Here is a 26,521-nt window from a genome sequence, read left to right on the forward strand (position 1 = left end):
TTTCAGGCGTTCTTACCCAGCTGGAATGCCTTCTTGTTCAGCTCCAGGAACTTGGAAGGCACACAGACCTCCAGGGACTTCTGCCACGCCTCGTCGGGCAGATCGAAGTAGTGGGAGAGCCGGCCCATCAGCACGATGTTCACCGCCTTGGAGGAGCCTGCCTCCTCGGCCAGAGCCAAGCAGTCCAGGGCGTCCACCTTGGCGCCGGCCGCTTTCATCTTCTCCACCAGGTTTTCCGGGTACTGGGCCGCGCCGGTGATAACGGGCATGGGATCGATCTGCTGGGTGGAGGTGACGATCTGGCCGTCGGGCTTCAGATAGCTGAGCCAGCGGGCGGCCTCCAGCAGCTCGAAGGAGACGATGTAGTCAGCCTCCCCCTTGTCGATAACAGGGGAATTTACCCGGTCGCCGTAGCGCACATAGGTGACCACGCTGCCGCCCCGCTGGGACATGCCGTGGACCTCGGACACCTTTACGTCATAGCCCTGCTCCATCAGCAGATGGCCCAGCAGCTTGCTGGCCAGCAGGGAGCCCTGTCCGCCCACGCCTACGATCATGATATTCTTGGTCTTCATGGCTCAGCCCTCCTTCTCGGTGCTCTGGAAGGCACCAAATGCGCACATCTGTTCACACACGCCGCAGCCCACGCACAGGGTGTTGTCCACATGGGCCTTGCCCTCCTTCATGGAGATAGCGGGGCAGCCGATGCGCATGCAGCTCTTGCAGCCCACGCACTTGTCCGTATCCACCGCCAGAGGGGCCTGGTGCTTTACATACTTCAGCAGAGCGCAGGGCCGGCGGCTGATGATGACGGAGGGCTCCCGGGCGGCCAGTTCCTCCTTCACCGCCTGGTCGGTGGCCTTCAGGTCATAGGGGTCCACCACCCGGACCCGTTCAAAGCCCATGGCCCGGCACAGCTGCTCCAAATCGATCTTTCCCGCCGGCTCCCCCTTGATGTTGTAGCCGGTGGTGGGGTTCTGCTGGTGGCCGGTCATGCCGGTGATGGAGTTGTCCAGGATGATGACCGTGGAGTTGGACTGGTTATAGGCGATGTTGGCCAGGCCGGTCATGCCGGAGTGCATGAAGGTGGAGTCTCCGATGACGGCCACCGTCTTCCCCTCGCTTTTCTCCCCCAATGCCTTGTTGAAGCCGTGGATGCCGCTGATGGAGGCGCCCATGCAGAGGGTCATCTCCATGGCGTTCAGAGGGGCCACCGCCCCCAGGGTGTAACAGCCGATGTCGCCCAGCACGGTACACTTGTTTTTTGCCAGGGTGTAGAACAGTCCGCGGTGAGGACAGCCGGCGCACATCACCGGCGGGCGGGGCGGGATGGCGTCCTCCAGGGCGGTGCCGGTATGTACCGCGCCGCCCAGCTTGGCGGCCACCAGGTTCTGGGAGAACTCCCCCTCCAGGGGCAGGGCCTCCTTGCCGGAAACGGTTAGGCCCAGCTGACGGCAGTAGTTTTCGATGATGGGGTCCAGCTCCTCCACCACCACCAGTCGGTCCACCTTGGCGGCGAAGTCCCGGATCAGTCCCTCGGGCATAGGGTGGACCATCCCCAGCTTGAGGACAGAGGCTTCCTCCCCAAAGACCTCCTTCACATACTGGTAGGAGGTGCTGGAGGTGATGATGCCCAGCTTGGTGTCCCCCATCTCAACCCGGTTCAGATCGCAGGTCTCGGCGTACTGGGCCAGGCGGCGCATCCGGTCCTCCACCACCGGGTGGCGGCGGATGGCATTGCCCGGCATCATTACATACTTGGCGATGTTCTTCTCATAGGGACGCTCCGGCCCCTCGGTCCGGGGGCTGGTCTCCACGATGGACTGGGAGTGGGCCACCCGGGTGCACATCTTCAGGATCACCGGAGTGTCGAACTCCTCGGAGATCTCATAGGCCCGCCTGGTGAAGGCCAGGGCCTCGGCGGAGTCGGCGGGTTCCAGCATGGGCAGCTTGGCGGCGATGGCGTAGTGCCGGGAGTCCTGCTCGTTCTGGGAGGAGTGCATCCCCGGGTCGTCGGCCACCGCGATGACCATGCCCGCATTGACGCCGGTATAGGCCACAGTGAACAGCGGGTCAGCGGCCACGTTGAGTCCCACGTGCTTCATGGCGCAGAAGGACCGCTTTCCTGCCAGGCTGGCGCCGAAAGCCACCTCCATGGCTACCTTCTCATTGGGGGCCCACTCACAGTAAATATCGTCGAATTTGGCGGCCTCCTCGGTGATCTCGGTGCTGGGGGTGCCGGGGTAGCTGGAGATCACGCAGCAGCCCGCCTCGTAAAGTCCCCGGGCAACGGCGGCGTTGCCCAACATCAGTTGTTTCATGAATCTGTTCCCTGCTTTCTGTATTGTTCTTCCCCGCAAAGCCGGACGGCTTCCCGCACCGTCACGGCTCAGGATCTGCTTTGGGCTCTCCCAGGCCCTCCCGGATGATGACGTCCTGCATCACACCGCCGGCGCCGTTGTCCAGCATGGCCCGGCGGACCCGGCTGATGGTGGCACTGCTGGCCCCCGTTTTCTCCAGGATGTCCAGGTAGACCAACCCCTGCTGGAGGTAGACCGCCACGTCGAACCGCTGCTCCAGGGAGCGCAGCTCGGTGGGGGTGCACAGGTCGTCAAAAAAACGGCAGCACTCGTCCAGGTCCTTCAGCTTCAGGATTGTCTCGTACAGGGCCATGCTGCGGCCCCTCTGATGTTCCGCTTTGGGCATAGTGTCACTCCTTTTTCGCGCCGCGGGCAAAGGGACGCCCGTGGTTCAATGGTTTAAAGTGATTTTAGCACATCAAAGCGTGAAGGTAAAGAGAAAACCGCCCTGGCGGGGACCGTTTTTTGAAAAAGGGTACAAAAAAACCTCTGGCGACTGCCGCCAGAGGACGGGGCGTGCCCCGTGGTACCACCTCTTTTTACCGCCCCCTCGCGAGTGCGGCCTCAATGGGTATCCAGCAATACCCAGCCTCTGTAACGGGAGGACCCGGTTCCGCTCTACTTGCCCCCGGAGGGAGCGTTCCTCGGACGGCTCGGGAGAGGAAATTTCAAGCTGCGGAACCAGGCCCCTCGCACCTACCGGGAACTCTCTGACTGGCTCTCTCCGCGCTCTATGCTGTCTCCGTCTGCGCCTTTGTTGGTTTGCATTATACACCTCTCTTCCCATTTGTCAAGCGGGATTTTCTGTGTCTCCAGGCAGGAGTCCCCTCCTTCGCTCCAAAGACTCTGCCTCTGAAAGATCCCGCCAGCAGGAGGCGTTTGGGAAAGAAAGGACCTTTCCTCTTGACATTCGGGAAAAAATTCGCTATGATACTTTAACGAGTAAAACCAATGAAGTCAGGCGGCACCGCCGCCTTTTGGAAAGGACCGAGGCAAATGCCCATTACCGACCTGCTGGAGCGCAATCACAAGCTCTACGGCGGCGAGACCGCCCTGGTGGAGATCAACCCGGAGATCCAGGAAAAGCACCGGGTCACGTGGAAGGAATATGAGCTCATCGAGCCCGCATCCACCGTCCCCTACCGCCGGGAGATCACCTGGGGCGTCTTCGACGAGAAGGCCAACCGGGTGGCCAACATGCTCCTCTCCCGCGGGGTGAAGAAGGGGGACAAGGTGGCTATCCTGCTGATGAACTGCCTGGAGTGGCTGCCCATCTATTTCGGCATTCTGAAGGCCGGAGCCATCGCCGTCCCTCTGAACTTCCGCTACACTGCCCAGGAGATCGAGTACTGCGTCCAGCTGGCCGACGTGGATGTGCTCCTCTTCGGCCCGGAGTTCATCGGCCGGGTGGAGGACGTGGCGCCCTCCCTGTCCCGGGGCCGCCTGCTCTTCTTTGTGGGAGAGAACTGCCCCTCCTTTGCCGAGGACTACCACACCGCCACCGCCAACTGCTCCAGTGAGCCCCCTAAGGTGCTCATCCAGGATGAGGATGACGCGGCCATCTACTACTCCTCCGGCACCACCGGCTTCCCCAAGGCCATCCTCCTCAAGCACCAGGCCCTGCTCCAGTCCGCTCGGATGGAGGCCGTCCACCACGAGACCTGTCACGAGGACGTATTCCTCTGCATCCCGCCCCTGTACCACACCGGCGCCAAGATGCACTGGTTCGGCTCCCTGTTCACCGGCAGCCGGGCCGTCCTGCTCAAGGGCAACTCCCCCAAGGCCATCTTCGATGCCGTCTCCAACGAGGGCTGCACCATCGTCTGGCTGCTGGTGCCCTGGTGCCAGGACATTTTGGCCTCCCTGGACCGTGGTGAGCTGAAGCTGGAGGACTACCGCCTGTCCCAGTGGCGGCTGATGCACATCGGCGCCCAGCCGGTGCCCCCCTCCCTCATCAAGCACTGGATGAGCTATTTCCCCCATCACCAGTACGACACCAACTACGGCCTGTCCGAGTCCACCGGACCGGGCTGCGTCCACCTGGGCCTGGGCAATCTCCATAAGGTGGGGGCCATCGGCGTCCCCGGCTGCGGCTGGAAGGTGAAGATCACCGACGAGAACGACCAGCCCGTCCCCTTCGGCCAGGTGGGGGAGCTGTGTGTGAAGGGCCCCGGCGTCATGGTGTGCTACTACCACAATCCGGAGGCCACCGCCGAGGTGCTCAAGGACGGCTGGCTCCACACCGGCGACATGGCCAAGCAGGATGAGGACGGCTTCTACTTCTTAGTGGACCGGAAAAAGGACGTCATCATCTCCGGCGGCGAGAACCTGTACCCGGTGCAGATCGAGGACTTCCTGGCCGCCTACCCCAAGGTCCACGACGTGGCCGTCATCGGCCTGCCCGACAAGCGGTTGGGGGAGATCGCCGCCGCCATCATCCAGATCAAAGAGGGCATGACCTGCACAGAGAGCGAGATCAACCAGTTCTGCACTGACCTGCCCCGGTACAAGCGCCCCCGGAAGATCATCTTCGCCCCCGTCCCCCGTAACGCCACCGGCAAGATTGAAAAGCCCAAGCTGCGGGAGCAGTATTGCGGCGTCCGCCTGGTGGAGGCCCAGAACCGAGGATGAACTGACCGCCTGATCCACCGCCCGCCTCCCCGATGGGGGGGCGGGCGGTCTTTGTTTCCCCCTATCCTCCGCCCAGGCCTCCCAGAGAAAAATGATGTACATTTTTCCTCTTCCGTGGTAAACTATCCGAAAAAGGAGGGTTTTTTCCATGCTTTCATCCTTTGCCCAGCTCCGGCAGCAGCTCCATCAGTCCGGTCCCCGGTCCGCCGTGGTGGCCGCCGCCCAGGATGAGCACACCCTCCAGGCCGTGCTGGCCGCCCGGCGGGACGGCCTGATCCACCCCATCCTGGTGGGGCCCCCGGACCAGCTCCGCCCCCTGCTGGACCGTCTGGGCGCTTCGGTCCCGGAGGAGGACCTGGTCCCCGCCGGAACAGAGGCGGAGTGCGCCGCCCGGGCCGTGGCCCTGGTCCGCCAGGGGCGGGGCAGTCTGCTCATCAAGGGCCGTCTGTCCACGGGTGCCCTGCTGGGGGCTGTAGTAGACCGTGCCGACGGCATCCGCGGGGAGGGGCTGCTCTCCCATGTGGCCATTCTGGAGGTCCCCGCCTACCACAAGCTGCTCTACATCACCGACGGCGGGCTGGTCGTCGCTCCCGGCCTGGAGGAGAAGCGGGCCATCCTCCGCAACGCCCTGTCACTGTGCCGCTTTCTGGGGTATGAGAGGCCCAAGGCGGCGGCGCTGTGTGCTGCGGAGACGGTGAGCCCCCGCATGCCCGAGACCGGAGACGCCGCCGCCCTCCGGGAGGAGGGGGAGCGGGGAGACTTCGGCCCCTGCCTAGTGGAGGGCCCCATCTCTCTGGATCTGGCCACCAGTGCTGAGGCGGCCCGCCTCAAGGGCTACTGCAGCCCGGTGGCGGGGGACGCGGACATCCTTCTCGTCCCCTCCATCGCCGCCGGCAATCTGCTGGGCAAGGCCCTCTATGGGCTGGCCGGCGGGAAGATGGCCGGTGTGGTGCTGGGCGCCTCGGTGCCCATCGCCCTCAACTCCCGGGGGGCTTCCTGGGAGGAGAAATATAACTCCATCCTCATCTGCGCCGCCATGTCCCGGCGGTGATCCTGCCAAAAAGGAGGCGTTTCTCATGCCGGAACGGCTGCTTATCCTGAACCCCGGCTCCACCAGCACCAAGGCGGCGGTGTATGACGGCACCCGGCCTCTCTTTTCCCGGAGCATTCCCCACTCCAATCAGGACCTTGCCCCCTTCCCCACCCTCAACGACCAGCTGGACTACCGGGTGGCCCTGGTCCGGGGCCTGCTGGCCCAGGAGCGGGTGGACCTGTCCACCCTCACCGCCGTGGTGGGCCGAGGCGGCATCCTGCCCAACATCGTGGCCGGGGGCTACCAGGTGAACGACGCCCTGGTGGACTGCCTGCTCCACTATCCGGTCTTTGAGCACGCCTCAAACCTGGGAGGCGTGATGGCCCTGGCCTTCGCCCGGCCCCTGGGCATCCCCGCCTACATCTATGACGCCGTCACCAGCGACGAGCTGCTGCCCGAGGCCCGGATCACCGGCTTCAAGGGGGTCACCCGCACCAGCTTCTGCCATGTGCTCAACGCCCGGGCCACCGCCCACAAGTACGCCGAGAGCCGGGGGCTGGCCTATAAGGACATGAATCTGGTGGTGGCCCATCTGGGGGGCGGCATCAGTATCAGTGCCCACAGCCACGGCCGAATCATCGACTCGGTATCCGATGACGCCGGCCCCTTCTCCCCCGACCGCTCGGGAAGCACCAACACCCTCTATGTGGTGGACCTGTGCTACTCCGGCAAATACACCAAGGCGGAGATGCTGAAAAAGCTGCGGGGCGAGGGGGGCATGTCCGCCCTGCTGGGCACCCACGACTGCCGGGAGATCGAGAGGCGCATCCAGGCGGGAGACGAGCGGGCCGCCCTGGTGTACAAGGCCCAGGCCCTCCAGATCGCCAAGGGGGTTGGCACCCTGCTGGGCTGCTTCACCGAACTGATCGACGCAGTGATCCTCACCGGCGGGCTGGCCTATTCCAAGATGCTCACCGACATGGTCATCGGCTACCTCCACAACCTGGCCCGGGTGGTGGTCATCCCGGGGGAAAATGAGATGGAGGCCCTGGCCCTGGGCGGCCTGCGCCTGCTGCGGGGGGAGGAGCCGGTGCACACCTTCGCCCCCGCCTGCGATTTGTCTGTTATCCCGTAGGCAGCCCTGTTTTCTTTCTCCGGCCCGCCCTGCCCAGATGGGCAGACCGCCCCATCCCCCCGCGCCTGACTCCTCCGGCGGGATCGGTCCAGACCAAACCCGCCAGCTCTCTTCTCCTCCTGGAAGGGCCTTGACATTCCCGCCCTCTTCTGGTATCTTAAGTGTACAAATTGGATAGACGCTCCACCGCCGGGTGGGCCCCATGCGTTGTTTTCCTGTATCGTTAGGCCTTTGTAAGATACGGGATCACAACGCTTTTTCTTTGCCCTGGCGCGGCCGGGGCTGGACCTTACTGAAAGAGGTGCAGAATATGTCACAGTCCACTCCTCTGCGGGAGTTTGTCCGCTACTCCGCCCTCAGCTCCTGCGGCATGATCGCGGTGTCCTGCTACATCCTGGCCGACACTTTCTTCGTGGCCCAGGGCCTGGGCACTGCCGGGCTGGCCGCCCTGAATCTGGCCATCCCCATCTACAACTTCATCCACGGCACCGGCCTGATGCTGGGGATGGGCGGGGCCACCAAATACTCCATTCATCAGAGCCGGGGGGACCCCGGCGGCGCTTCCAGGATGTTCACCGGCATGCTTCTTCTGTCCGTCCTCTTCTCCATCCCCTTCCTCCTGCTGGGCCTGTTCTGCTCCCATGGGATCACCGTCCTTCTGGGGGCCGACCAAGCTGTGTTTGAGATGACCCGGACCTATCTCCAGGTGCTGCTCCTCTTCGCCCCCGCCACCCTCGTCAACGACGTGCTGCTCTGCTTCGTCCGCAACGACGGGGACCCCCGGCTGTCCATGCTGGCCACTGCAGCAGGCAGCCTGGCCAACATCGTGCTGGACTACATCTTTATTTTCCCCATGGGGATGGGCATCTTCGGTGCGGTGCTGGCCACCGGGATGTCCCCCGTGCTGGGCATCCTCATCCTGCTTCCTCACTGTATCCGCAAAAAGGGAGATCTGCGCCTGGTCCCCGGCCCTCTCTCCCCCGGCCCCACAGCCTCTGCCCTCTCCCTGGGCCTGCCCTCCCTGCTGGCCCAGTTGTCCTCCGCCGTGGTCATGATCGCCTTCAACAGCATCATCCTGGGTCTGGAGGGCAACACGGGAGTGGCGGCCTACGGCGTCATCGCCAACATCTCCCTGGTGGTCACCGCCGTGTACACCGGCATCTCTCAGGGCATCCAGCCTCTGGTGAGCACCGCCCACGGCCAGGACCGTCCCGGTCTGATCCGCCAGTACCTGCGCTATGCCCTGATCACCCTCCTGGTCCTGTCCGCCGCCCTCTACCTCCTGCTGTTCCTCTTTGCCGGACCGGTGGCCCTGATCTTCAACAGTGAGGGGGACCCCCGGCTCCAGCAGATCGCCGAAGAGGGCCTGCGGCTCTATTTCACCGGCGCGCTCTTTGCCGGGTTCAACATCATCCTGTCCATGTATTTCACCTCGGTGGAGCGGGCCCTGCCTGCCCATATCACCTCCCTGCTGCGGGGTTTCCTCCTGATCCTCCCCATGGCCTTCCTGCTGGCCGCCTGCTGGGGCATGACGGGCGTCTGGCTGGCCTTTCCCCTCACCGAAGCCGTCACCGCGGCCCTGGGCGCTGGATTTTACGCCCTCTATGCCCGCAGGGGCAGGGCACGGTCGTAAAAATCGTGAGAAGCGCCCCCTTGTCTTCACGTCATGCAAAGAGACCGGCCCGGACATGGATGCCATGTCCGGGCCGGTCCTCTCTTACAGCACATTTTCCAGAGAGGGGTCCTCCATCTCCGCCAGCAGCTCCAGCTGGGCGATGAGCTGGGCGTTGGCGGCTGCGTACTGGTCCATCTCTTCCAGCTTCAGGTACTCTTCCACCGAGCGGAACAGGAGCAGCACCTGGTCCGTGTCGCTGTGTCGCAGCAGGGCATGGAGCCAGAAGCTCCTCTCCTGCCAGTTCCGGTACACCCCTCCCGTCACCTGGGCAGCCCGCTCCCAGTCGCCCCTCTCACTCATGGCCTGGGCCTGCTCCAGCCGGGAAACATAATCTGCAGTCAGTCCGTCCACCCACCAGCCGGTACCCAGGGCGGCGGCCAGCAGAGCGGCCAGGATGCTCACCGCCGCCCAAAGGCGCTTCATCTCTCCCATCCCCTACTTTCCCTCCCTGGGGACGAAATACACGCCCCCGGCCTCGTCCACTGTCAGCAGGAACACGTCCCGGAAGTCGGGATACCCGTGCTCCGCCAGCTGCTTGTCCAGCCAGGACAGGTCCAGCCCCCGCCGCTTCAGGTTGTCCTGCAAAATGCGCCCGTCGCTGATGATGACCACGGGCAGCCCAGTCTCCCGGCTCTCCAGCCCCAGCTGCCGGGCGGTGGCCGGCCTCTGCTCGGCGTAGGGCAGGACGGACAGCCGGCCGTTGGTCTCCAGGATGCCGTATTTCACCCCAGCCAGATCGGTGTAGCCCTGCCCCCGCAGCTCCTCCAGAAGCTCATCCACCGTCAGCCGGTTGCGGCGCATCTCCCCCTGGTCCACTTTTCCGTCCCGAACCACGATGCTGGGCCGGCCGCACATCAGGGTGCGGAAGCGGATGCTCTTCATGGTCAGCACCGAGAGGATCATGGTCAGGGACAGCAGGGCCAGGATGGGCACCACCCCGGCATGGAGGGGGATGCCCAGGTCCTGCATGGGCACCGAGGCCAGGTCCGCGATGAGCAGGGAGAGCACCAGCTCCGAGGGCTCCAGCTCCCCCACCTGGCGCTTGCCCATCAGCCGCACCCCGGCGATGATGAGGATGTATAGGATCACGGTACGGATCAGCGCGGTGAACATGGCTTCCTCCTGTCCGCCCCCGGCCCGCCGGGCGCTTCGTTCCATCCCTCTCATTCTTGCCCTTCTCCGGCCCTATTATTCTTTAATTCTTCGGTGCGTTTTCTCCAAAAGCCGCCGGTGTTTTTTTTCGAAAAAAGGAGAAACGACATCTTGCATTGCGGGTCGTTTTCCGATAAAATATTAAGAAGCAAACTGGAGGGTCATGCCCTCCTGAAGCAATGCGTATGAGAACCTGGAACGGAAGGCGTGTGAGAGAATTGATGAAAGCGACTTTGATCCTGGCCAACGGAAGCGTTTTTTCCGGGACCAGCATCGGCGGCACCTCCGACCGGATCTGTGAGATGGTGTTCAACACCTCCATGACCGGCTATCAGGAGATCCTGACCGACCCCTCCTATGCTGGACAGGGCGTGGTGATGTCCTATCCCCTCATTGGCAATTACGGCGTCAACCACGAGGACAACGAGTCCCGCCGCCCTTGGGTGGAGGCCCTTGTTGTCCGCCATCTGTCTCCCCAGGGGAGTAATTTCCGCTGTGAGGACACACTGGACAGCTATCTGAAACAATACGACATTACCGGCATCCAGGGCGTGGATACCCGGGCACTGACGAAAATACTCCGCAGTCAGGGGAGCATGAACGGTATGCTCACCTGTGCGGAGCATTTTAATGTGGCCGAGGTCATGGAGCGGCTGCGCTCCTATGAGGTGAAAGATACCATCCGCAGGGTGACCCGGACCGAGCCCGAGGTGTTTGACGCCTATGGCGAGGAAACGCACCTGGTGGCCGTGATGGACTACGGCGTGAAGCAGAACATCATCGAGTGCCTGCGCCGCCGCGGCTGTAAGGTCGTGGCCCTGCCCGCCTACACCCCCGCCAGCGAGGTGCTCTCCAGCGGCTTTGACGGCGTGATGCTCTCCAACGGCCCCGGCGATCCCGCTGAGAACACTGAGATCATCGCAGAGCTGCGCAAGCTCTATGACAGCACCATCCCCATCTTCGGCGTGTGCATGGGCCACCAGCTTCTGGCCCTGGCCACCGGCGCCAAGACAGGCCGGCTGGCCTATGGCCACCGGGGCGGCAACCACCCCGTCCGTGACCTGGAGAAGGAACGTGTGTTCATCACCAGCCAGAACCACGGCTATATGGTCCTCTCTGACACGGTGGACCCTGCCGTGGCCGAGGTATCCCACATCAACGTCAACGACGGCACCTGCGAGGGACTGAAGTACAAGCGCCCCAACTGCTTTACCACTCAGTTCCATCCCGAGGCCAACGCCGGCCCCAAGGATACGGAATACCTCTTCAACCGCTTTATCGACTCCATGGGAGGTGCCAAGTAATGCCGAAGTACACCGATATCAAGAAGGTCCTGGTGCTGGGTTCCGGCCCCATCGTCATCGGCCAGGCCGCCGAATTCGACTATGCCGGCACCCAGGCCTGCCGCGCGCTGAAGGAGGAGGGCCTGGAGGTCGTCCTGATCAACTCCAACCCCGCCACCATTATGACGGACAAGGACATCGCCGACCACGTCTATATCGAGCCCATGAACCTGCCCTCCATCACTCAGATCATTGAGAAGGAGCGCCCTGACGCCCTTCTGCCCAACATGGGCGGCCAGACCGGCCTGAATCTGGCCATGGCGCTGTATGAGAACGGCACCCTGGAGAAGTACGGCGTGCGCCTGCTGGGCACTAGCCCCGCCTCCATCCACAAGGCGGAGGACCGCCAGGGCTTCAAGGACTGCATGGAGTCCATCGGCCAGCCCTGCGTCACCTCCAAGGTGGTCAACACCGTGGAGGATGCCGTCTCCTTCACCAACGAGATCGGCTACCCTGTGATCGTCCGCCCCGCCTATACCCTGGGCGGCACCGGCGGCGGCATCGCCTACGACGAGGTCTCCCTGCGGGAGATCTGCGACCGCGGCCTGAACCTGTCCCGGGTCCACGAGGTGCTCATCGAGCGGTGCATCGCCGGCTGGAAGGAGATCGAGTTCGAGGTCATGCGGGACTCCGCCGGCAACGTCATCACCATCTGCTCCATGGAGAACATCGATCCCGTGGGCGTCCACACCGGCGACTCCATCGTGGTGGCCCCCACCCAGACCCTGGCCAACCGGGAGTTCCAGATGCTCCGCTCCGCCGCCCTGGACATCATCTCCGCCCTGGAGATCGAGGGCGGCTGCAACGTGCAGTTCGCCCTGAACCCGGACTCCTTCGAGTATGCAGTCATCGAGGTCAATCCCCGTGTGTCCCGCTCTTCTGCCCTGGCCTCCAAGGCCACTGGCTACCCCATCGCCAAGGTGGCCGCCAAGGTGGCCTTGGGCTACACCCTGGACGAGATCCCCAACGCGGTGACCGGCAAGACCACCGCCTGTTTCGAGCCCACCATCGACTACTGCGTGCTGAAGATCCCCCGCCTGCCCTTTGACAAGTTCACCACCGCCAGCCGTACCCTGGGCACTCAGATGAAGGCCACCGGCGAGGTCATGGCCATCGCCAACTCCTTCGAGGGCGCGCTGATGAAGGCCATCCGCTCCCTGGAGCTGAACGTGCGGGCCCTGAAGCTGGACAAGCTGGAGGGCCTGTACACCGACGAGATCGAGGACCTGCTGGTCCAGGTCACCGACGAGCGTCTCTTTGTGGTGGCCGAGGCCCTGCGCCGCGGCTTCTCCCCCCAGAAGATCAACCACATCACCAAAATGGACATCTGGTTCCTGGACGGCTTCCAGCGGATCATCGACATGGAGAACGAGCTGTCCCGCTGTAAGGGTGAGCCCGATATGGACACCCTGAAGCGGGCCAAGGAGATGTGCTTCGCCGACAGCTATATCGGCACCTTGTGCGGCATGACCCAGGCCCAGGTGAAGGCCCTGCGGGAGCGGTACGGCATCATCCCCTCCTTCAAGATGGTGGACACCTGCGCCGCCGAGTTCGACGCCGAGACCCCCTATTACTACTCCACCTATGACGGAGAGAACGAGGCGGTGGACAACGGCTCCGGCAAGAAGAAGGTGCTGGTGCTGGGCTCCGGCCCCATCCGCATCGGCCAGGGCATCGAATTCGACTACTGCTCTGTCCACTCTGTGTGGGCCTTCCGCCGCATGGGCTATGAGACCATCATCATCAACAACAACCCCGAGACCGTCTCCACTGACTTCGATGTGGCGGACAAGCTGTACTTCGAGCCGCTGACCGCCGAGGATGTGCAGAACATCGTGGAGCTGGAGAAGCCCTGGGGCGCCGTGGTCCAGTTCGGCGGACAGACCGCCATCAAGCTGGCCAAGGCGCTGACTGAGATGGGGGTGCAGATCCTGGGCACCTCTGCCGACGGCGTGGACGCCGCCGAGGACCGGGAGCGTTTTGACGAGATTTTGGAGAAGTGCGCCATCCCCCGGGCCAAGGGCCGCACCGTCTTTACCACCCAGGAGGCCCTTCAGGCGGCCAATGAGCTGGGCTACCCCGTGCTGGTCCGGCCCTCCTACGTACTGGGCGGGCAGGGTATGGAGATCGCCTACTCCGACCGGAACATCGAGGAGTTCATGCGGATCATCAACCTGACCGTTCAGGAGCATCCCATTCTCATCGACAAGTACCTTATGGGCCGGGAGCTGGAGGTGGACGGCGTGTTCGATGGGGAGGACATCCTCATCCCCGGCATCATGGAGCATGTGGAGCGGGCCGGCGTCCACTCCGGCGACTCCATCGCGGTCTATCCCCCCCTCCACCTGGAGGACAAGCATCGGGAGCTGATCCTGAAGCACACCAAGAACATGGCCAAGCACTTGGGCGTCATTGGACTGATCAACGCCCAGTACATCCTCTATAACGACGACATCTATGTTATCGAGGTCAATCCCCGCTCCTCCCGCACCATCCCCTATATCTCCAAGGTCACCGGCGTGCCCATCATCGATCTGGCCACTAAAGTGATGCTGGGCCAGAAGCTGAAGGACCTGGAGTACGGCACCGGCATCTACAGGGAAGCCGACTACTACGCCGTCAAAGCCCCGGTTTTCTCCTTTGAAAAGCTCACTGACGTGGACACCGGCCTGGGCCCGGAGATGAAGTCCACCGGCGAGGTGCTGGGCCTGGCCGAGACCTTCCCTCAGGCCCTGCTGAAGGCCTTCAAGGGGGCCGGTCTGAAGGCGCCCAAGCGTGGCGGCCGTATCATCATCACTGTCAAGGACGAGGACAAACAGGAGATTGTGGGCATCGCCCGGGGCTTTGAGGAGATGGGCATCGAGCTCTTTGCCACCTCCGGCACCTGCGACGTGCTCCAGGAGGCGGGCATCGAGTGCAAGCGGGTCAACCGCGTCTCTCAGGCCCACCCCAACATTCTGGATATGATCGCCTCCGGCACCGTGGACCTGATCATCAACACTCCCACCAAGGGCCGCAAGCACGACACCGACGGCTTCCGCATCCGCCGCTCTGCGGTGGAGCACTCCGTGGGCTGCATCACCGCCATCGACACCGCCCGGGCCATCCTCACTGTCCGCCAGCAGAGCCGCAGCGAGGATCTTACCCCCATCGACATCACGCAGATCTGACCATCATCTCCCCGGGCCCGTTTGGGCCCGGGGAGATGCCCTGACGGACCTCCCCGCCTTCTATGGAACTTTTTTGTTTTTGGATCGTCTCATAAGACAGAACACAAAAACGGAGGTGCCTGCCATGAAGTTCTTTCAGTCTGCGCGCCGGTTTCGTTCCGCAATCGTCTTGCTCCTGCTGGCCAGTCTTCTGATTTGGAGGCATTTTTTCGCGCTTCCCTTTATTTGGCCCGGCCAGAGTGTCACTCTTACTGCCTACAACGGTGAAACGACCCAGCAGAAATTGATCTATACATGGCAGGACATGCTGAAATTTCATTTTACACTCTTGACAGCCGGAGCTCGGCCCGCTCAGCTTCAGCAGCATGCTGATGCTTCCCAGCCCGTGTATGGTCTCTCTGTCGCTGGTGTCCGCAAAGACTTTGATGCCGTTGTATGGGACGGTCTCTGGATCGATAACAGCGGCCGGGTCCTCTCCACTGATTTGGACCTTTCCTCTCTTTGGGAGCAGCTTTCTGTTGACACCCATACCAGGGAGGGCATGTCCTCTCTCCCCTGCCTTCGTGAGCTTGCCCTTCTGTCAGGTCAGTGGGACTGCCGGTTTTTGCCGGAGGGTTCCCTGGGGACGCCCAGAGCAGACGTCCCCATGATTCTCTCTTCCCCTGCAGGCCATACCCTGGAATGGAGCGTCTCCAATCAAAGCAATGACGCCCTTTTACACGGGAATTCCGGCAGCGCGGGTCTAGAAGTCCTTTTGGATGGTCTGTGGTATGGCGTTCCGTGGAAAACAGATTTGAACTACGGTGTCACCGCAGAGTCCTACACTTTAGAACCGGGCGGCCGGACCTCCATATCCCAGCTGCCCCAGCATTACGGAGACGGCTTTCCGGATGGCTGTTACCGCATCGTATTTCATTACCACATCTATGACCATAAAACCGATACATATCAGGATGCCGGATTTTCTGCGGCAGAATTTCAGATACAGGACAGCCTGTTTTTCTGTCCGGATATATCATAGGTCTGTCTGCTGAAAACAAAAAACCCACACCAAAGTGGTGTGGTTCCTTGCAGGGGGCCCCTTTACCGCTCGCTGACCGCAGGCTCCTGTCCGTCGTAGAGCAGGTCCTCCAGGTCGATCCGGCTGTTTTCCTGGAATTGCATCATGTGATCATCTCCTTTCCCTCTGTCTGCTTTCAGCATACTCCTCTTTTCCCGGGGATACAAGGGAAGTTTGGTGAAATTTCTGTAAAATCTACTCACTGAAGAAAGGATGAGTCTATGTCCCATCAGACCGTCATCGTTCTGGACTTCGGCGGCCAGTACAATCAGCTGATCGCCCGCCGGGTCCGGGAGTGCAATGTGTACTGCGAGGTCATGCCCTGCACCACGCCCCTTTCCCAACTGAAAGCCATGGACCCCATCGGCATCATCTTCACCGGCGGCCCCAACAGTGTGTATCTGGATTCCTCCCCCCACGTGGACCCGGAGATCTTCACCTGGGGAGTGCCCATCCTGGGCATCTGCTATGGCTGCCAGCTCATGGCCCACACCCTGGGCGGCCAGGTCACCGAGGCCCAGGACGATTCCGCTCGCGAATACGGCAAGACCCAGACCTACTACGACACCACCTCTCCCCTCTTCAAGGGCCTGCCTCAGGAGGGTATCTCCTGGATGAGCCACGGGGACTACATGGCCAAGGTGCCTGACGGCTTCGCTCTCACCGCCCACAGCGACAGCTGCCCCAATGTGGCCATTGCGGACGAGGCCCGGGGCTTCTATGGGGTCCAGTTCCACCCCGAGGTCAACCACACCCAGCACGGCATCGACATGATCCACAACTTCCTCTATGAGGTGTGCCGCGCCAAGGGCGACTGGACTATGGAGGACTACTGCCGGACCGCCATTGCTCAGATCCGGGAGAAGATCGGCGGCGGGAAAGTGCTGCTGGCCCTGTCCGGCGGAGTGGACTCCTCCGTAGCCGCGGCCCTGCTGGCCGAGGCGGTGGGCAGTCAGCTCACCTGCGTGTTTGTGGACCACGGCCTCATGCGGAAAAATGAGGGAGACGAGGTGGAGGCCGCCTTCTCCAAGTGGGACATCAACTTCGTCCGCGTGGACGCGGAGCAGCGCTTCCTCATCAAGCTGGCCGGGGTATCTGAGCCGGAGCACAAGCGGAAGATCATCGGCGAGGAGTTCATCCGGGTCTTTGAGGAGGAGGCCAAGAAGATCGGCCGGGTGGATTACCTGGTCCAAGGCACCATCTACCCAGACGTGATCGAGTCGGGAGCCGGAGATGCCGCCGTCATCAAGAGCCACCACAATGTAGGAGGGCTGCCCGACTACGTTGACTTCAAGGAGATCATCGAGCCCCTGCGCCTGCTGTTCAAGGATGAGGTCCGTCAGCTGGGCCGGGAGCTGAAGCTGCCGGAATATCTGGTGATGCGTCAGCCCTTCCCCGGTCCCGGCCTGGCCATCCGGGTCATCGGAGACTTGACCAAGGACAAGCTGGACCGCCTGCGGGACGCCGATGCCATTTACCGGGAGGAGATCGCCGCTGCCGGCCTGGGTGCCTCCATCAACCAGTATTTTGCCGTCCTCACCAACACCCGTTCGGTGGGTGTCATGGGTGACGGCCGGACCTATGACTATACCCTGGCCCTCCGTGCCGTCACCACCAGCGACTTCATGACCGCCGACTGGGCCCGAATCCCCTACGACGTACTGGACAGGATCTCTACCCGCATCGTCAACGAGGTCCAGGGCATCAACCGCATCGTCTACGACATCACAAGTAAACCCCCGGCCACCATCGAGTGGGAATGACGCTCGAAACGGCGAAAACCCGCATGAATACAGGCTTTTTTGCCCGTCCATACTGCTCTTGATACTGGATTGATACTATTTGTGTCCGCCCGGTATTCTCAAGAGAAAAATCCCAAAAGGACAAGCAAAACCGCCCTGCTGAACGACAAATTCAGCAGGGCGGTTTTTTTGCTTGTCTTATTTATTTTTCCGCCAAGGGATATAATATTCGCTTTCCAGGCCATCGTCGCAGGTATGGGGCCAGTTGAGTTTCCATTCAAAATACTCTTCCCTGGTGATCTCCCCGGCGTGTAACTCCTGCTGACGAAAAAGCCATTCCCGCATGAACTCGTCCACAAGGCCATACTGGAAGTACATACCCACGGGAGGGTGTGCGGGCCAGTCATCGCTATCATTGTACCGTACAGCGGTATCATCAGCGGCCCCTGCTCTGCCCGGATTGCGGACAAGTTGGAACAGGCGGATAGCGCCAGGGCTGTCCTCGTCCAGCCAGAAGAATGTCCGCATGAAGTCCTCGGCAGAGCCGGGGGCGATGGTGTAGAAGTTCTGGCGGTCTACCCGCAGCGCCTCGGCCATCTTGTCCAGCAGTTCCCGTTTCGGAACACGGTAATTCGTCTCATACTGGGCGATCCGGTTGTCCGCTCCCTTTTCCTCAAAGCCGATAGCAAGCCCCAATTCCTTTTGTGTCATGCCTCGAAAGGTGCGGATTTTCTTTATCTTGTCTCCGACTGTCATAATATCCCACCGCCTTTGCCAATAGTATAGCGCAAAAAAGCGAAAGATGCAAGATAATCTTTAACAAAAATGCGAAATAAATTCTTGACATTAACACTTATGTTAATGTATAATGAAGATGGTGACATTAACATATTTGCGAAACTAAAATAAGGAGGTGCTGACCATGGAAAAGGAGCTGTTTGTGAGAGCAGAGGAGGTCGCCAGGGAGCTGGGCATTTCCAAGCCCTACGCCTACAAGCTGGTGCGGGAGATGAACGAGGAGCTGAAGAAAAAAGGCTTTCTCACCATTCCCGGACGGGTAAGCAGGCGCTACTTCGAGGAAAAATTCTATGGGCTGCGGGACAGACAATAAGGAGGGAACCACAATGCCGGCATACAAAGACAAGGCAAAGGGCACATGGTATGCGTCCTTTTACTACGAGGACTGGACGGGCAAGAAAGTAAAGAAAATGAAACGGGGCTTTCCCACCAAGCGGGAGGCTCTGGAGTGGGAGCGGACATTCCTGCAACAACAGACCGCCGACCTGGAAATGACCTTTGAAAACTTCGTGGCTGTCTATGTGGCGGACATGAAAGGCCGTATCAAGGAAAACACCTGGGGGACGAAAGAGCATATCCTCTACAAGAAGTTGGTGCCGTACTTCGGCAAGCGGAAGATGTGCGACATTCACTCCAAGGAGGTCATCGCCTGGCAGAATGAAATGCTGGGTTACCGGGACAAGAACGGCAAGCCCTACTCTCCGGTGTACTTAAAAACGCTGCACAATCAGTTGAGCGCCGTGTTCAACCATGCGGTACGGCACTACAATCTAAAGGTCAATCCCGCTGCCCAGGCGGGCAATATGGGAAAGCCAAAGGGACGGGAAATGCTGTTCTGGACAAAGGCGGAGTATCTGAAATTCGCCGAGGCCATGATGGACAAGCCCCTTTCCTATTACGCCTTTGAAATGCTCTACTGGTGCGGCGTCCGGGAGGGGGAGCTGCTGGCCCTCACTCCTGGCGACTTCGACTTTGAGAAACAGACCGTCACCATCTCCAAGTCCTACCAGCGGATTAAGGGCAAGGATGTGATTACCGACCCCAAGACCCCTAAGAGCAACCGGGTCATTCAAATGCCCGCTTTCCTCTGTGAAGAAATGCGAGACTATATCAAGAGCCTGTATGGGGTGAAGCCCACCGACCGCATTTTCACGGTGACAAAATCCTACCTCCACCGGGAGATGGACAGGGGTGCGAAAGAGGCCGGGGTAAAGCGGATCAGAATACACGACCTGAGGCACTCCCACATTTCGCTGCTCATTGACATGGGCTTTACGGCCCTGGCAATCGCTGACCGGGTGGGACATGAAAGCATTGATATTACCTACCGCTACGCCCACCTGTTCCCCACCCGGCAGGCGGAGATGGCGGACAAACTGGACATGGAGCGAAAGGGGGCCTAAATCATGTCAGTGAAAAATCTTGACCGACACAACCGCTGGAGAAACAAAACTGTGGCTTTCCGGGTGTCCCCGGATGAGGACAGGGAAATTGAAACCGCTGTGCGGCTCTCCGGCCTTACCAAACAGGACTACATCACCCGACGGCTGCTGTGCCGGGATGTGGTGGTACAGGGCAACCCCAGGGTGTATAAGGCCCTGCGGAACGAGCTGGCCGCCGTTCTGGAAGAACTGGAGCGTATCGAGGCCGGGAATGGCGTGGATGGGGAGTTGCTGGACACCATCCGGCTGATCGCCGCCATCATGGACGGCATGAGGGAGGATTGATAGATGGATAGATTGCAAGAGAAAACGACTGCCCCATATCCGCCTGTTGGCGCAGACGGGGGACAGTCGCTCTCACAAAAACCTAACCAAAGTATAGCAGAGGGCGTGACAGAACACAAGCCCCCGGAAAGAGATTTGGAGGAAATCCTGCGGCAGATAAGCCGGGTCAATGACCCGGCCTATCTGCCTACCGTGTCTATGAATGACCTCTACGAACAGGTGTACCCCGGCAGACCTCCTGTGGTAGACGGTCTGCTCTATGCGGGGACATATCTCTTTGTGGGCGCTCCCAAGGTGGGCAAGTCCTTTCTCATGGCCCAGCTTGCCTATCATGTGAGTATGGGCCTTTCCCTGTGGGGGTATGAGGTGCGCCAGGGGACAGTCCTCTATCTGGCCCTGGAGGACAACCACCGTCGCTTACAGGAGCGGTTGTACCGGATGTTTGGAGTAGAGAGTACCGGAAACCTGTTCTTTGCCATCGGAGCTAAGCAGCTCGGCGGTGGCCTGGAGGAGCAGCTAAAGGGCTTTGTCCGGGAACACACGGACACCCGGCTTATTATCATCGACACCCTGCAAAAAATCCGGGAGGCCGGGGCAGAGAAGTACAGCTATGCCAACGACTATGAGGTAATCACCAAACTGAAACGGTTTGCCGATATAAGCGGGGTTTGCCTCCTGGTTGTACATCACACCCGCAAGCAGCAGGCCGATGATAAGTTTGATATGATCTCCGGCACCAACGGCTTATTGGGTGCGGCAGACGGGGCCTTTCTGCTCCAAAAGGAGCGGCGGGCAGACAACGCCGCCACCCTGGACATTTCTGGGCGGGATCAGCAAGACCAGCGCCTCTACCTCAAGCGGGACGAGGAACGGCTTGTGTGGGAGCTGGAGCGGCGGGAAACGGAGCTGCGGCAGGAGCCGCCTGACCCGGTGTTGGAGGCTGTTGCCGCCCTGGTAACGGCGGAACGGCCAGAGTGGAGAGGGACGGCCACGGAACTTGTCGCCGCCCTGGGGCTGGATATGAAACCCAATGCCCTGGCTATGCGGCTGAATGTCCGGGCGTGGCGGCTGTCCTATGAGTACCACATCCACTATGAAAGCGCCCGAACCCATGCCGGGCGGAGTATCAAGCTCACGTTGGAGGAACCCCAGGCGTGACGACCGTGACAGCTGTGACAGCTTTTCGGAGTGCGGAGGCGGTGTGTAAAACATCGTCACGGTCGTCACGGCTGTCACGGGGAGCGGGGGCGAAAGTCAAGGGGGGCATACCTGCGGGTGGAGATTGCCGCAAGTCAATACAACCCGTACCCCTTGACTTTCGGCCCACGGAAAACACTTGCCGGGCGGTGGAAAGGCCCCTGGCCTTTCCACCCTGCCCAACGGCGAGTGACAAAGTTTAGGCGGGGTGCAGGGTGCCCTTTTCAAAGGGCGGCCCTGCTGGGGGAGGCAACCGCAGTTGCCGGGGGCAAAGCCCCCACACCACCCCGTAGGGCGCAAATGCGCTTTTGATGGCCGTCAGGCTGTCAAAAGTGCTTTTGCGTTACTTTCGCAGAAAGTAACAAAGGCTCGCCGCTTGCGCGGCGGAAAAGGGAGGAGGGATTGATTTGAAAAGGACAATCAGCGCCATGGTGGGCCAAGGATCGGTGAACCATAACAGTAGAAAATTCCACGCCAAGAACACTGACCCGGAACGCTCCCACTTGAATATAACCTACTGCCAGGAGAATATCAAGGCGGTGTACCATGAACTCTTTGACGAGGCTCTGGAACGGTACAACGCTAAACAAACCAGGGCCGACAGAAGGATAGAGGATTACTATGAGAAGATCCGCTCCGGCAAGCAGGAAAAGCCGTTCCATGAAATCATCCTGCAAGTGGGCAATCGAGATGATATGAGCGCCGACAGCGAGGAGGGACAGCTTGCGGCAGCGGTTTTGGACGAGTACATGAAGGGCTTTCAAGAGCGCAACCCCCAACTCCGGGTGTTCTCTGCCCACCTCCACATGGACGAGGCTACGCCCCATCTGCACATTGACTTTGTACCATTCACCACCGGGAGCAAGCGAGGGCTGGACACGAGGGTATCTTTGAAACAGGCGTTAGCGGCCCAGGGTTTCCAGGGCGGCACCAGAGGGGACACAGAGTGGAGCCAGTGGGTGCGCTCGGAAAAGGAGCAGCTTTCCCTGGTCATGGAGCGCCACGGGATTGAGTGGGAGGACAAAGGCACCCACGACAAGCACTTGTCTGTGCTGGACTACAAGAAAGAGCAGCGGGCAAAGGAGATCGCCGTTCTGGAGACGGTCAAGGCGGAGAAAGAAAACCAGGTGGAGAGCCAGGAACGGCGGCTCAAAGAACTTGCCCCGGCGGTGAAAAATATGGAGCGGTTGGCAGCGGATTTCTCCGCCAATCCGGAGGAGATTTTGCCGGAGCCGGGAACGCTGGAAACAGGCCGGGCCTACCGAGAGAAAAAGGCAAAGCCCCTGCTGGCCCAAATCGTCAAGGTGCTGCGCTCCCTGTATCTGGCCTATGTGGAGCTGCGGGGGAAATTTGAGCGTCTGCAAGGGGACTATGGCCGGGTGAGGGAGAGCAACATCCGCCTGTCTGATCGATTGCAGGAGGTCAAGTTGGAAAACAAGGCCATGCGGCAAGTCTCCGCTGACTATGAGCGGGTCAAAAGGGCCTTTGGCCCAGAACAAGTGGACAGAATATTAGAGGCAGCTTACCAGCAGGAACATGCCGAAAAGGAACGGAAACGGGCCGCAAAGTCAAAAATTCGGATAGACGCACGATAATCACCAAAACCGGAGGGTATTCCAGTGAATACCCTCCGATTTTATTTGTGGAATCGGTAAAATGATTTCTTGTTTTTTAGAGCGTACTATGATATACTGCTATTATCCTGATTTGAGGAGTCTATCAAATATGCGGCAAGGTATTCTTAAATAAAATTTGATAATGGGCGCAAAAATGATTGCCCCTTGCAGGGGCTTGGTTTTTGTACCCAATTTTAAGAATACTTTTGCCTTTTTAGTAAATATCGTGACGGACCGCGGCTTATGTAAGTCGTGTATGTTTCTGTGTGTCCGAAGTCATGATCCCCAGCGGTAAAAGTATTAGCCGCTGGGGATTTTTGCGCCCATTCGGGCCTTGTATGGAGGATAGACATGAACATTATCAATATCGGGATTCTTGCCCATGTAGACGCTGGAAAGACGACCTTGACGGAGAGTCTGCTATATGCCAGTGGAGCCATTTCAGAACCAGGGAGCGTCGAAAAAGGGACAACGAGGACGGACACCTTGTTTTTGGAGCGGCAGCGTGGGATTACCATTCAAGCGGCAGTCACTTCCTTCCAGTGGCACAGATGTAAAGTTAACATTGTGGATACGCCCGGCCACATGGATTTTTTGGCGGAGGTGTACCGCTCTTTGGCTGTTTTAGATGGGGCCATCTTGGTGATCTCCGCGAAAGATGGCGTGCAGGCCCAGACCCGTATTCTGTTCCATGCCCTGCGGAAAATGAACATTCCCACCGTTATCTTTATCAACAAGATCGACCAGGCTGGCGTTGATTTGCAGAGCGTGGTTCAGTCTGTTCGGGATAAGCTCTCCGCCGATATTATCATCAAGCAGACGGTGTCGCTGTCCCCGGAAATAGTCCTGGAGGAAAATACCGACATAGAAGCATGGGATGCGGTCATCGAAAATAACGATGCATTATTGGAAAAGTATATCGCAGGAGAACCAATCAGCCAGGAAAAACTTGCGCGGGAGGAACAGCGGCGGGTTCAAGAAGCCTCCCTGTTTCCGGTCTATCATGGCAGCGCCAAAAAGGGCCTTGGCATTCAACCGTTGATGGATGCGGTGACAGGACTGTTCCAACCGATTGGGGAACAGGGGAGCGCCACCCTATGCGGCAGCGTTTTCAAGGTTGAGTACACCGATTGCGGCCAGCGGCGTGTCTATCTGCGGCTATACAGCGGAACGCTGCGCCTGCGGGATACGGTGGCCCTGGCCGGGAGAGAAAAGCTGAAAATCACAGAGATGCGTATTCCATCCAAAGGGGAAATTGTTCGGACAGACACCGCTTATCCGGGCGAAATTGTTATCCTTCCCAGCGACAGCGTGAGGTTAAACGATGTATTAGGGGATCAAACCCGGCTCCCTCGTAAAAGGTGGCGCGAGGCCCCCCTCCCCATGCTGCGGACGACGATTGCGCCGAAAACGGCAGCGCAAAGAGAACGGCTGCTGGACGCTCTTACGCAACTTGCGGATACTGACCCGCTTTTGCGCTGCGAAGTGGATTCCATCACCCATGAGATCATTCTTTCTTTTTTGGGCCGGGTGCAGTTGGAGGTCGTTTCCGCTTTGCTGTCGGAAAAATACAAGATTGAAACAGTGGTAAAGGAACCCACCGTCATTTATATGGAGCGGCCGCTCAAAGCAGCCAGCCACACCATCCATATCGAGGTGCCGCCCAACCCGTTTTGGGCATCTATCGGACTGTCTGTTACACCACTCCCGCTTGGCTCCGGCGTACAATACGAGAGCCGGGTTTCGCTGGGATACTTGAACCAGAGTTTTCAAAACGCTGTCAGGGATGGTATCCGTTACGGGCTGGAGCAGGGCTTGTTCGGCTGGAACGTAACGGACTGTAAGATTTGCTTTGAATACGGGCTTTATTACAGTCCAGTCAGCACGCCGGCGGACTTCCGCTCATTGGCCCCGATTGTATTGGAACAGGCATTGAAGGAATCGGGGACGCAGCTGCTGGAACCTTATCTCTCCTTCACCCTCTATGCGCCCCAGGAATACCTTTCCAGGGCTTATCATGATGCACCGAAATACTGTGCCACCATCGAAACGGCCCAGGTAAAAAAGGATGAAGTTGTCTTTACTGGCGAGATTCCCGCCCGCTGTATACAGGCATACCGTACTGATCTGGCCTTTTACACCAACGGGCAGAGCGTATGCCTTACAGAGCTAAAAGGGTATCAGGCCGCTGTCGGCCAGCCGGTCATCCAGCCCCGCCGTCCAAACAACCGCCTGGACAAGGTGCGCCATATGTTTCAGAAGGTAATGTAAAGATACATAATCGTCAAGACGGCAACAATCAGAAGTTATGGAGGGTAACAATGGAATATCGTAAGGAAGATTTAATGGAAGCAAAAAAGCAAATTTTGGGAGTGGGAGAGAACATGGGAACAGAGGAAAGTAAAAAAATCTGGGAGGAGAACGCACAATTTTGGGATAATGCAATGGGTGACGAATCTAATGAATTTCACAGAGAGGTAGTGCGTCCCAAAGTAACGGAACTTCTATCTCCTAATCCTGCGGATTATATTTTGGATATTGCGTGTGGCAATGGAAATTATTCTTCGTATCTTGCACAAAGAGGCGCTTCGGTTGTCGCTTTTGATTACAGCAAAAAAATGATAGAATTGGCTAAAAGACGGCAATCACAATATGCAAAACAAATTGAATTTTGTGTGGCGGATGCGACCAATAGAAAAAGTATATTAGAATTAAAAAGAAATCGAGCCTTTACGAAAGCAGTTTCTAATATGGCAATTATGGATATTACGGATATTGAACCACTTCTTATGGCTGTTTATGAACTGTTGCAGGAAAGCGGAATTTTTGTCTTTGCAACGCAACACCCTTGTTTTGTCACGTTGACTGAAAAATATATGACACCGCACAGTTACTATGATATAGCGATTGAAGGGCAACCGAAAGAGCAGATTTATTATCATCGTTCCATACAAGATATTTTTAACCTTTGTTTTAGAGCTGGATTTGTCATTGATGGATTTTATGAAGAATGTTTCAAAACCAACAAAGAAATTCCTATGGTAATGATAGTAAGGCTTAAGAAGGTAAAACGTGATACCTTACAATAAATTCAAGTTTGTCGGGTAAATAGCAAAGCCAGCCGAGCCAGCGGGCGGTCAAGATGAACGGGCTTCGCCCACCGTTGACAGCCCCGCCCGGTTTCGCAGTTAGGCAGTCAAGGAGCGACAGCAAGGAGTGCTGCCGCCCCGCACTATTATTCAGAGAGGGGGAATTTCCATGACAGACCAGAAAGCCTATCAAGAATATATCCAGCGCAGGTACAACGCCTCTTGCAAGGCTGTTATCCGCTGTGCCTGACAGCGTCCGTCCGTGCCGGAATTATGTAGAGCTCCACATAATTCTGTTGTATTTCCCAGCCTTTTGTGATACTATTTTGATACTAATAAACTTTACAGCCGAAAATAGCAGGTGGAATATTAACATATTTGCGAAAGTTTTTCCTGCGAAATCACCTCAAATACACCCTACTATATCTGAATTTGCCGAGTGGGAATAAATCATGATAACCGCAAGTCTCTTTTATCGGGACTTGCGGTCCTTTTATGCTCCGCCGACTATGAGCGAGTCAAGCGGGTCTTTAGCCCGGAACATCTGGAAGCGGCGTGGGAGGCCGGCAAGCAACTTAGGCGTTCCGTTAATTGGAAAGGGAACGGTAAAAGAGTATACTTACAAGTAAAGTTGTGATATACTTCATATAATTTTTTCTTTTTCTACTTTTCCCCTTACTATTCATACTTCCAACGCCCAAAGCCGCCCCCCCCCCCCCCGGGGGGGGGGGGGGGGGGGGGGGCGCTGGTCCGGCTGGTCTGAAAAAACTTTTGTGAGTCTGGATTTTCCCCT

At 59.0% G+C, this 26,521-nt stretch carries 21 protein-coding genes and 1 pseudogene; 16 read left to right on the plus strand and 6 right to left on the minus strand.

The window, feature by feature from the left end; translation table 11 throughout:
- Positions 1-2: 2 nt before the first annotated feature.
- The 3 genes from NE584_RS04525 to NE584_RS04535 all read right to left on the minus strand — a co-directional run bounded on the left by NE584_RS04525 (position 3) and on the right by NE584_RS04535 (position 2,706).
- Positions 3-575, minus strand: coding sequence for an indolepyruvate oxidoreductase subunit beta (locus tag NE584_RS04525; RefSeq protein ID WP_050624981.1), 573 nt, complete (start codon positions 573-575; stop codon positions 3-5).
- Positions 576-578: 3 nt separating this feature from the next.
- Complete coding sequence (iorA, locus tag NE584_RS04530) at positions 579-2,321, minus strand: indolepyruvate ferredoxin oxidoreductase subunit alpha (protein WP_050624982.1); 1,743 nt, start codon at positions 2,319-2,321, stop codon at positions 579-581.
- Positions 2,322-2,382: 61 nt separating this feature from the next.
- A complete protein-coding gene (locus NE584_RS04535) occupies positions 2,383-2,706 on the minus strand; it encodes a YerC/YecD family TrpR-related protein (RefSeq protein ID WP_050624983.1) in 324 nt (107 codons plus the stop codon).
- A gap of 650 nt (positions 2,707-3,356) precedes the next feature.
- On the opposite strand from NE584_RS04535, the gene NE584_RS04540 reads away from it, so the two are divergent.
- The 4 genes from NE584_RS04540 to NE584_RS04555 all read left to right on the plus strand — a co-directional run bounded on the left by NE584_RS04540 (position 3,357) and on the right by NE584_RS04555 (position 8,792).
- A complete protein-coding gene (locus NE584_RS04540) occupies positions 3,357-4,991 on the plus strand; it encodes a class I adenylate-forming enzyme family protein (RefSeq protein ID WP_256181963.1) in 1,635 nt (544 codons plus the stop codon).
- A gap of 148 nt (positions 4,992-5,139) precedes the next feature.
- Positions 5,140-6,042 carry a phosphate acyltransferase gene (locus tag NE584_RS04545; RefSeq protein WP_256181964.1) on the plus strand — a complete coding sequence of 301 codons (903 nt, stop codon included), beginning with the start codon at positions 5,140-5,142 and terminating at the stop codon, positions 6,040-6,042.
- 25 nt (positions 6,043-6,067) lie between these two features.
- Positions 6,068-7,159: a butyrate kinase gene (gene buk / locus NE584_RS04550; RefSeq protein WP_050624986.1), complete on the plus strand. Its 1,092-nt coding sequence runs from the start codon at positions 6,068-6,070 to the stop codon at positions 7,157-7,159.
- A gap of 310 nt (positions 7,160-7,469) precedes the next feature.
- Positions 7,470-8,792: an MATE family efflux transporter gene (locus NE584_RS04555; protein ID WP_147577114.1), complete on the plus strand. Its 1,323-nt coding sequence runs from the start codon at positions 7,470-7,472 to the stop codon at positions 8,790-8,792.
- A gap of 84 nt (positions 8,793-8,876) precedes the next feature.
- On the opposite strand, the gene NE584_RS04560 is transcribed toward NE584_RS04555, so the two are convergent.
- Together NE584_RS04560 and NE584_RS04565 are read right to left on the minus strand one after the other, a co-directional pair.
- A complete protein-coding gene (locus NE584_RS04560; protein ID WP_256181966.1) occupies positions 8,877-9,257 on the minus strand; it encodes a DUF4363 family protein in 381 nt (126 codons plus the stop codon).
- 12 nt (positions 9,258-9,269) lie between these two features.
- Positions 9,270-10,001 carry a DUF421 domain-containing protein gene (locus NE584_RS04565; protein ID WP_242850353.1) on the minus strand — a complete coding sequence of 244 codons (732 nt, stop codon included), beginning with the start codon at positions 9,999-10,001 and terminating at the stop codon, positions 9,270-9,272.
- Between the two features lie 206 nt (positions 10,002-10,207).
- On the opposite strand from NE584_RS04565, the gene NE584_RS04570 reads away from it, so the two are divergent.
- The 4 genes from NE584_RS04570 to guaA all read left to right on the plus strand — a co-directional run bounded on the left by NE584_RS04570 (position 10,208) and on the right by guaA (position 17,322).
- Positions 10,208-11,290 (plus strand): carbamoyl phosphate synthase small subunit, encoded by a 1,083-nt coding sequence (locus tag NE584_RS04570; protein ID WP_108981142.1) that lies wholly within the window; start codon positions 10,208-10,210, stop codon positions 11,288-11,290.
- A complete protein-coding gene (carB, locus tag NE584_RS04575; protein ID WP_108981141.1) occupies positions 11,290-14,499 on the plus strand; it encodes a carbamoyl-phosphate synthase large subunit in 3,210 nt (1,069 codons plus the stop codon). The genes NE584_RS04570 and carB overlap by 1 nt, the downstream gene beginning before the upstream one ends.
- A 124-nt stretch (positions 14,500-14,623) precedes the next feature.
- A complete protein-coding gene (locus NE584_RS04580; protein ID WP_050624990.1) occupies positions 14,624-15,520 on the plus strand; it encodes a hypothetical protein in 897 nt (298 codons plus the stop codon).
- A 260-nt stretch (positions 15,521-15,780) separates the two neighbouring features.
- On the plus strand, positions 15,781-17,322 hold the full coding sequence (gene guaA / locus NE584_RS04585) for a glutamine-hydrolyzing GMP synthase (RefSeq protein ID WP_050624991.1): 1,542 nt from the start codon (positions 15,781-15,783) through the stop codon (positions 17,320-17,322).
- 177 nt (positions 17,323-17,499) lie between these two features.
- Here guaA and NE584_RS04590 read toward each other — a convergent pair whose 3' ends face one another.
- A complete protein-coding gene (locus NE584_RS04590) occupies positions 17,500-18,057 on the minus strand; it encodes a helix-turn-helix domain-containing protein (protein ID WP_004010378.1) in 558 nt (185 codons plus the stop codon).
- A gap of 166 nt (positions 18,058-18,223) precedes the next feature.
- Between NE584_RS04590 and NE584_RS04595 the strand changes: the two genes are divergently transcribed.
- The 8 genes and pseudogenes from NE584_RS04595 to NE584_RS04630 form a co-directional block, all read left to right on the plus strand.
- Positions 18,224-18,412, plus strand: coding sequence for a hypothetical protein (locus tag NE584_RS04595; RefSeq protein WP_004010379.1), 189 nt, complete (start codon positions 18,224-18,226; stop codon positions 18,410-18,412).
- A gap of 13 nt (positions 18,413-18,425) precedes the next feature.
- Positions 18,426-19,502 (plus strand): site-specific integrase, encoded by a 1,077-nt coding sequence (locus NE584_RS04600; protein ID WP_004010380.1) that lies wholly within the window; start codon positions 18,426-18,428, stop codon positions 19,500-19,502.
- A 3-nt stretch (positions 19,503-19,505) separates the two neighbouring features.
- Positions 19,506-19,826 (plus strand): hypothetical protein, encoded by a 321-nt coding sequence (locus NE584_RS04605; protein ID WP_004010381.1) that lies wholly within the window; start codon positions 19,506-19,508, stop codon positions 19,824-19,826.
- A gap of 3 nt (positions 19,827-19,829) precedes the next feature.
- Positions 19,830-20,984, plus strand: coding sequence for a helicase RepA family protein (locus NE584_RS04610; RefSeq protein ID WP_031474225.1), 1,155 nt, complete (start codon positions 19,830-19,832; stop codon positions 20,982-20,984).
- Positions 20,985-21,430: 446 nt separating this feature from the next.
- Positions 21,431-22,618, plus strand: coding sequence for a plasmid recombination protein (locus NE584_RS04615; protein WP_228275371.1), 1,188 nt, complete (start codon positions 21,431-21,433; stop codon positions 22,616-22,618).
- A gap of 372 nt (positions 22,619-22,990) precedes the next feature.
- Positions 22,991-24,910 carry a tetracycline resistance ribosomal protection protein Tet(W) gene (gene tet(W), locus NE584_RS04620; RefSeq protein WP_031474227.1) on the plus strand — a complete coding sequence of 640 codons (1,920 nt, stop codon included), beginning with the start codon at positions 22,991-22,993 and terminating at the stop codon, positions 24,908-24,910.
- A gap of 50 nt (positions 24,911-24,960) precedes the next feature.
- Entirely contained in the window at positions 24,961-25,728 is a 768-nt protein-coding gene (locus NE584_RS04625; RefSeq protein WP_004010385.1) for a class I SAM-dependent methyltransferase, read from the plus strand.
- A gap of 169 nt (positions 25,729-25,897) precedes the next feature.
- Positions 25,898-25,975, plus strand: a pseudogene (locus tag NE584_RS04630) (sigma-70 family RNA polymerase sigma factor); the annotation flags it as partial.
- Positions 25,976-26,521 lie beyond the last annotated feature (546 nt).

The sequence above is a fragment of the Clostridium sp. DFI.5.61 genome, assembly GCF_024462915.1.
GTDB classification, from domain to species: Bacteria; Bacillota; Clostridia; order Oscillospirales; family Oscillospiraceae; genus Lawsonibacter; species Lawsonibacter asaccharolyticus.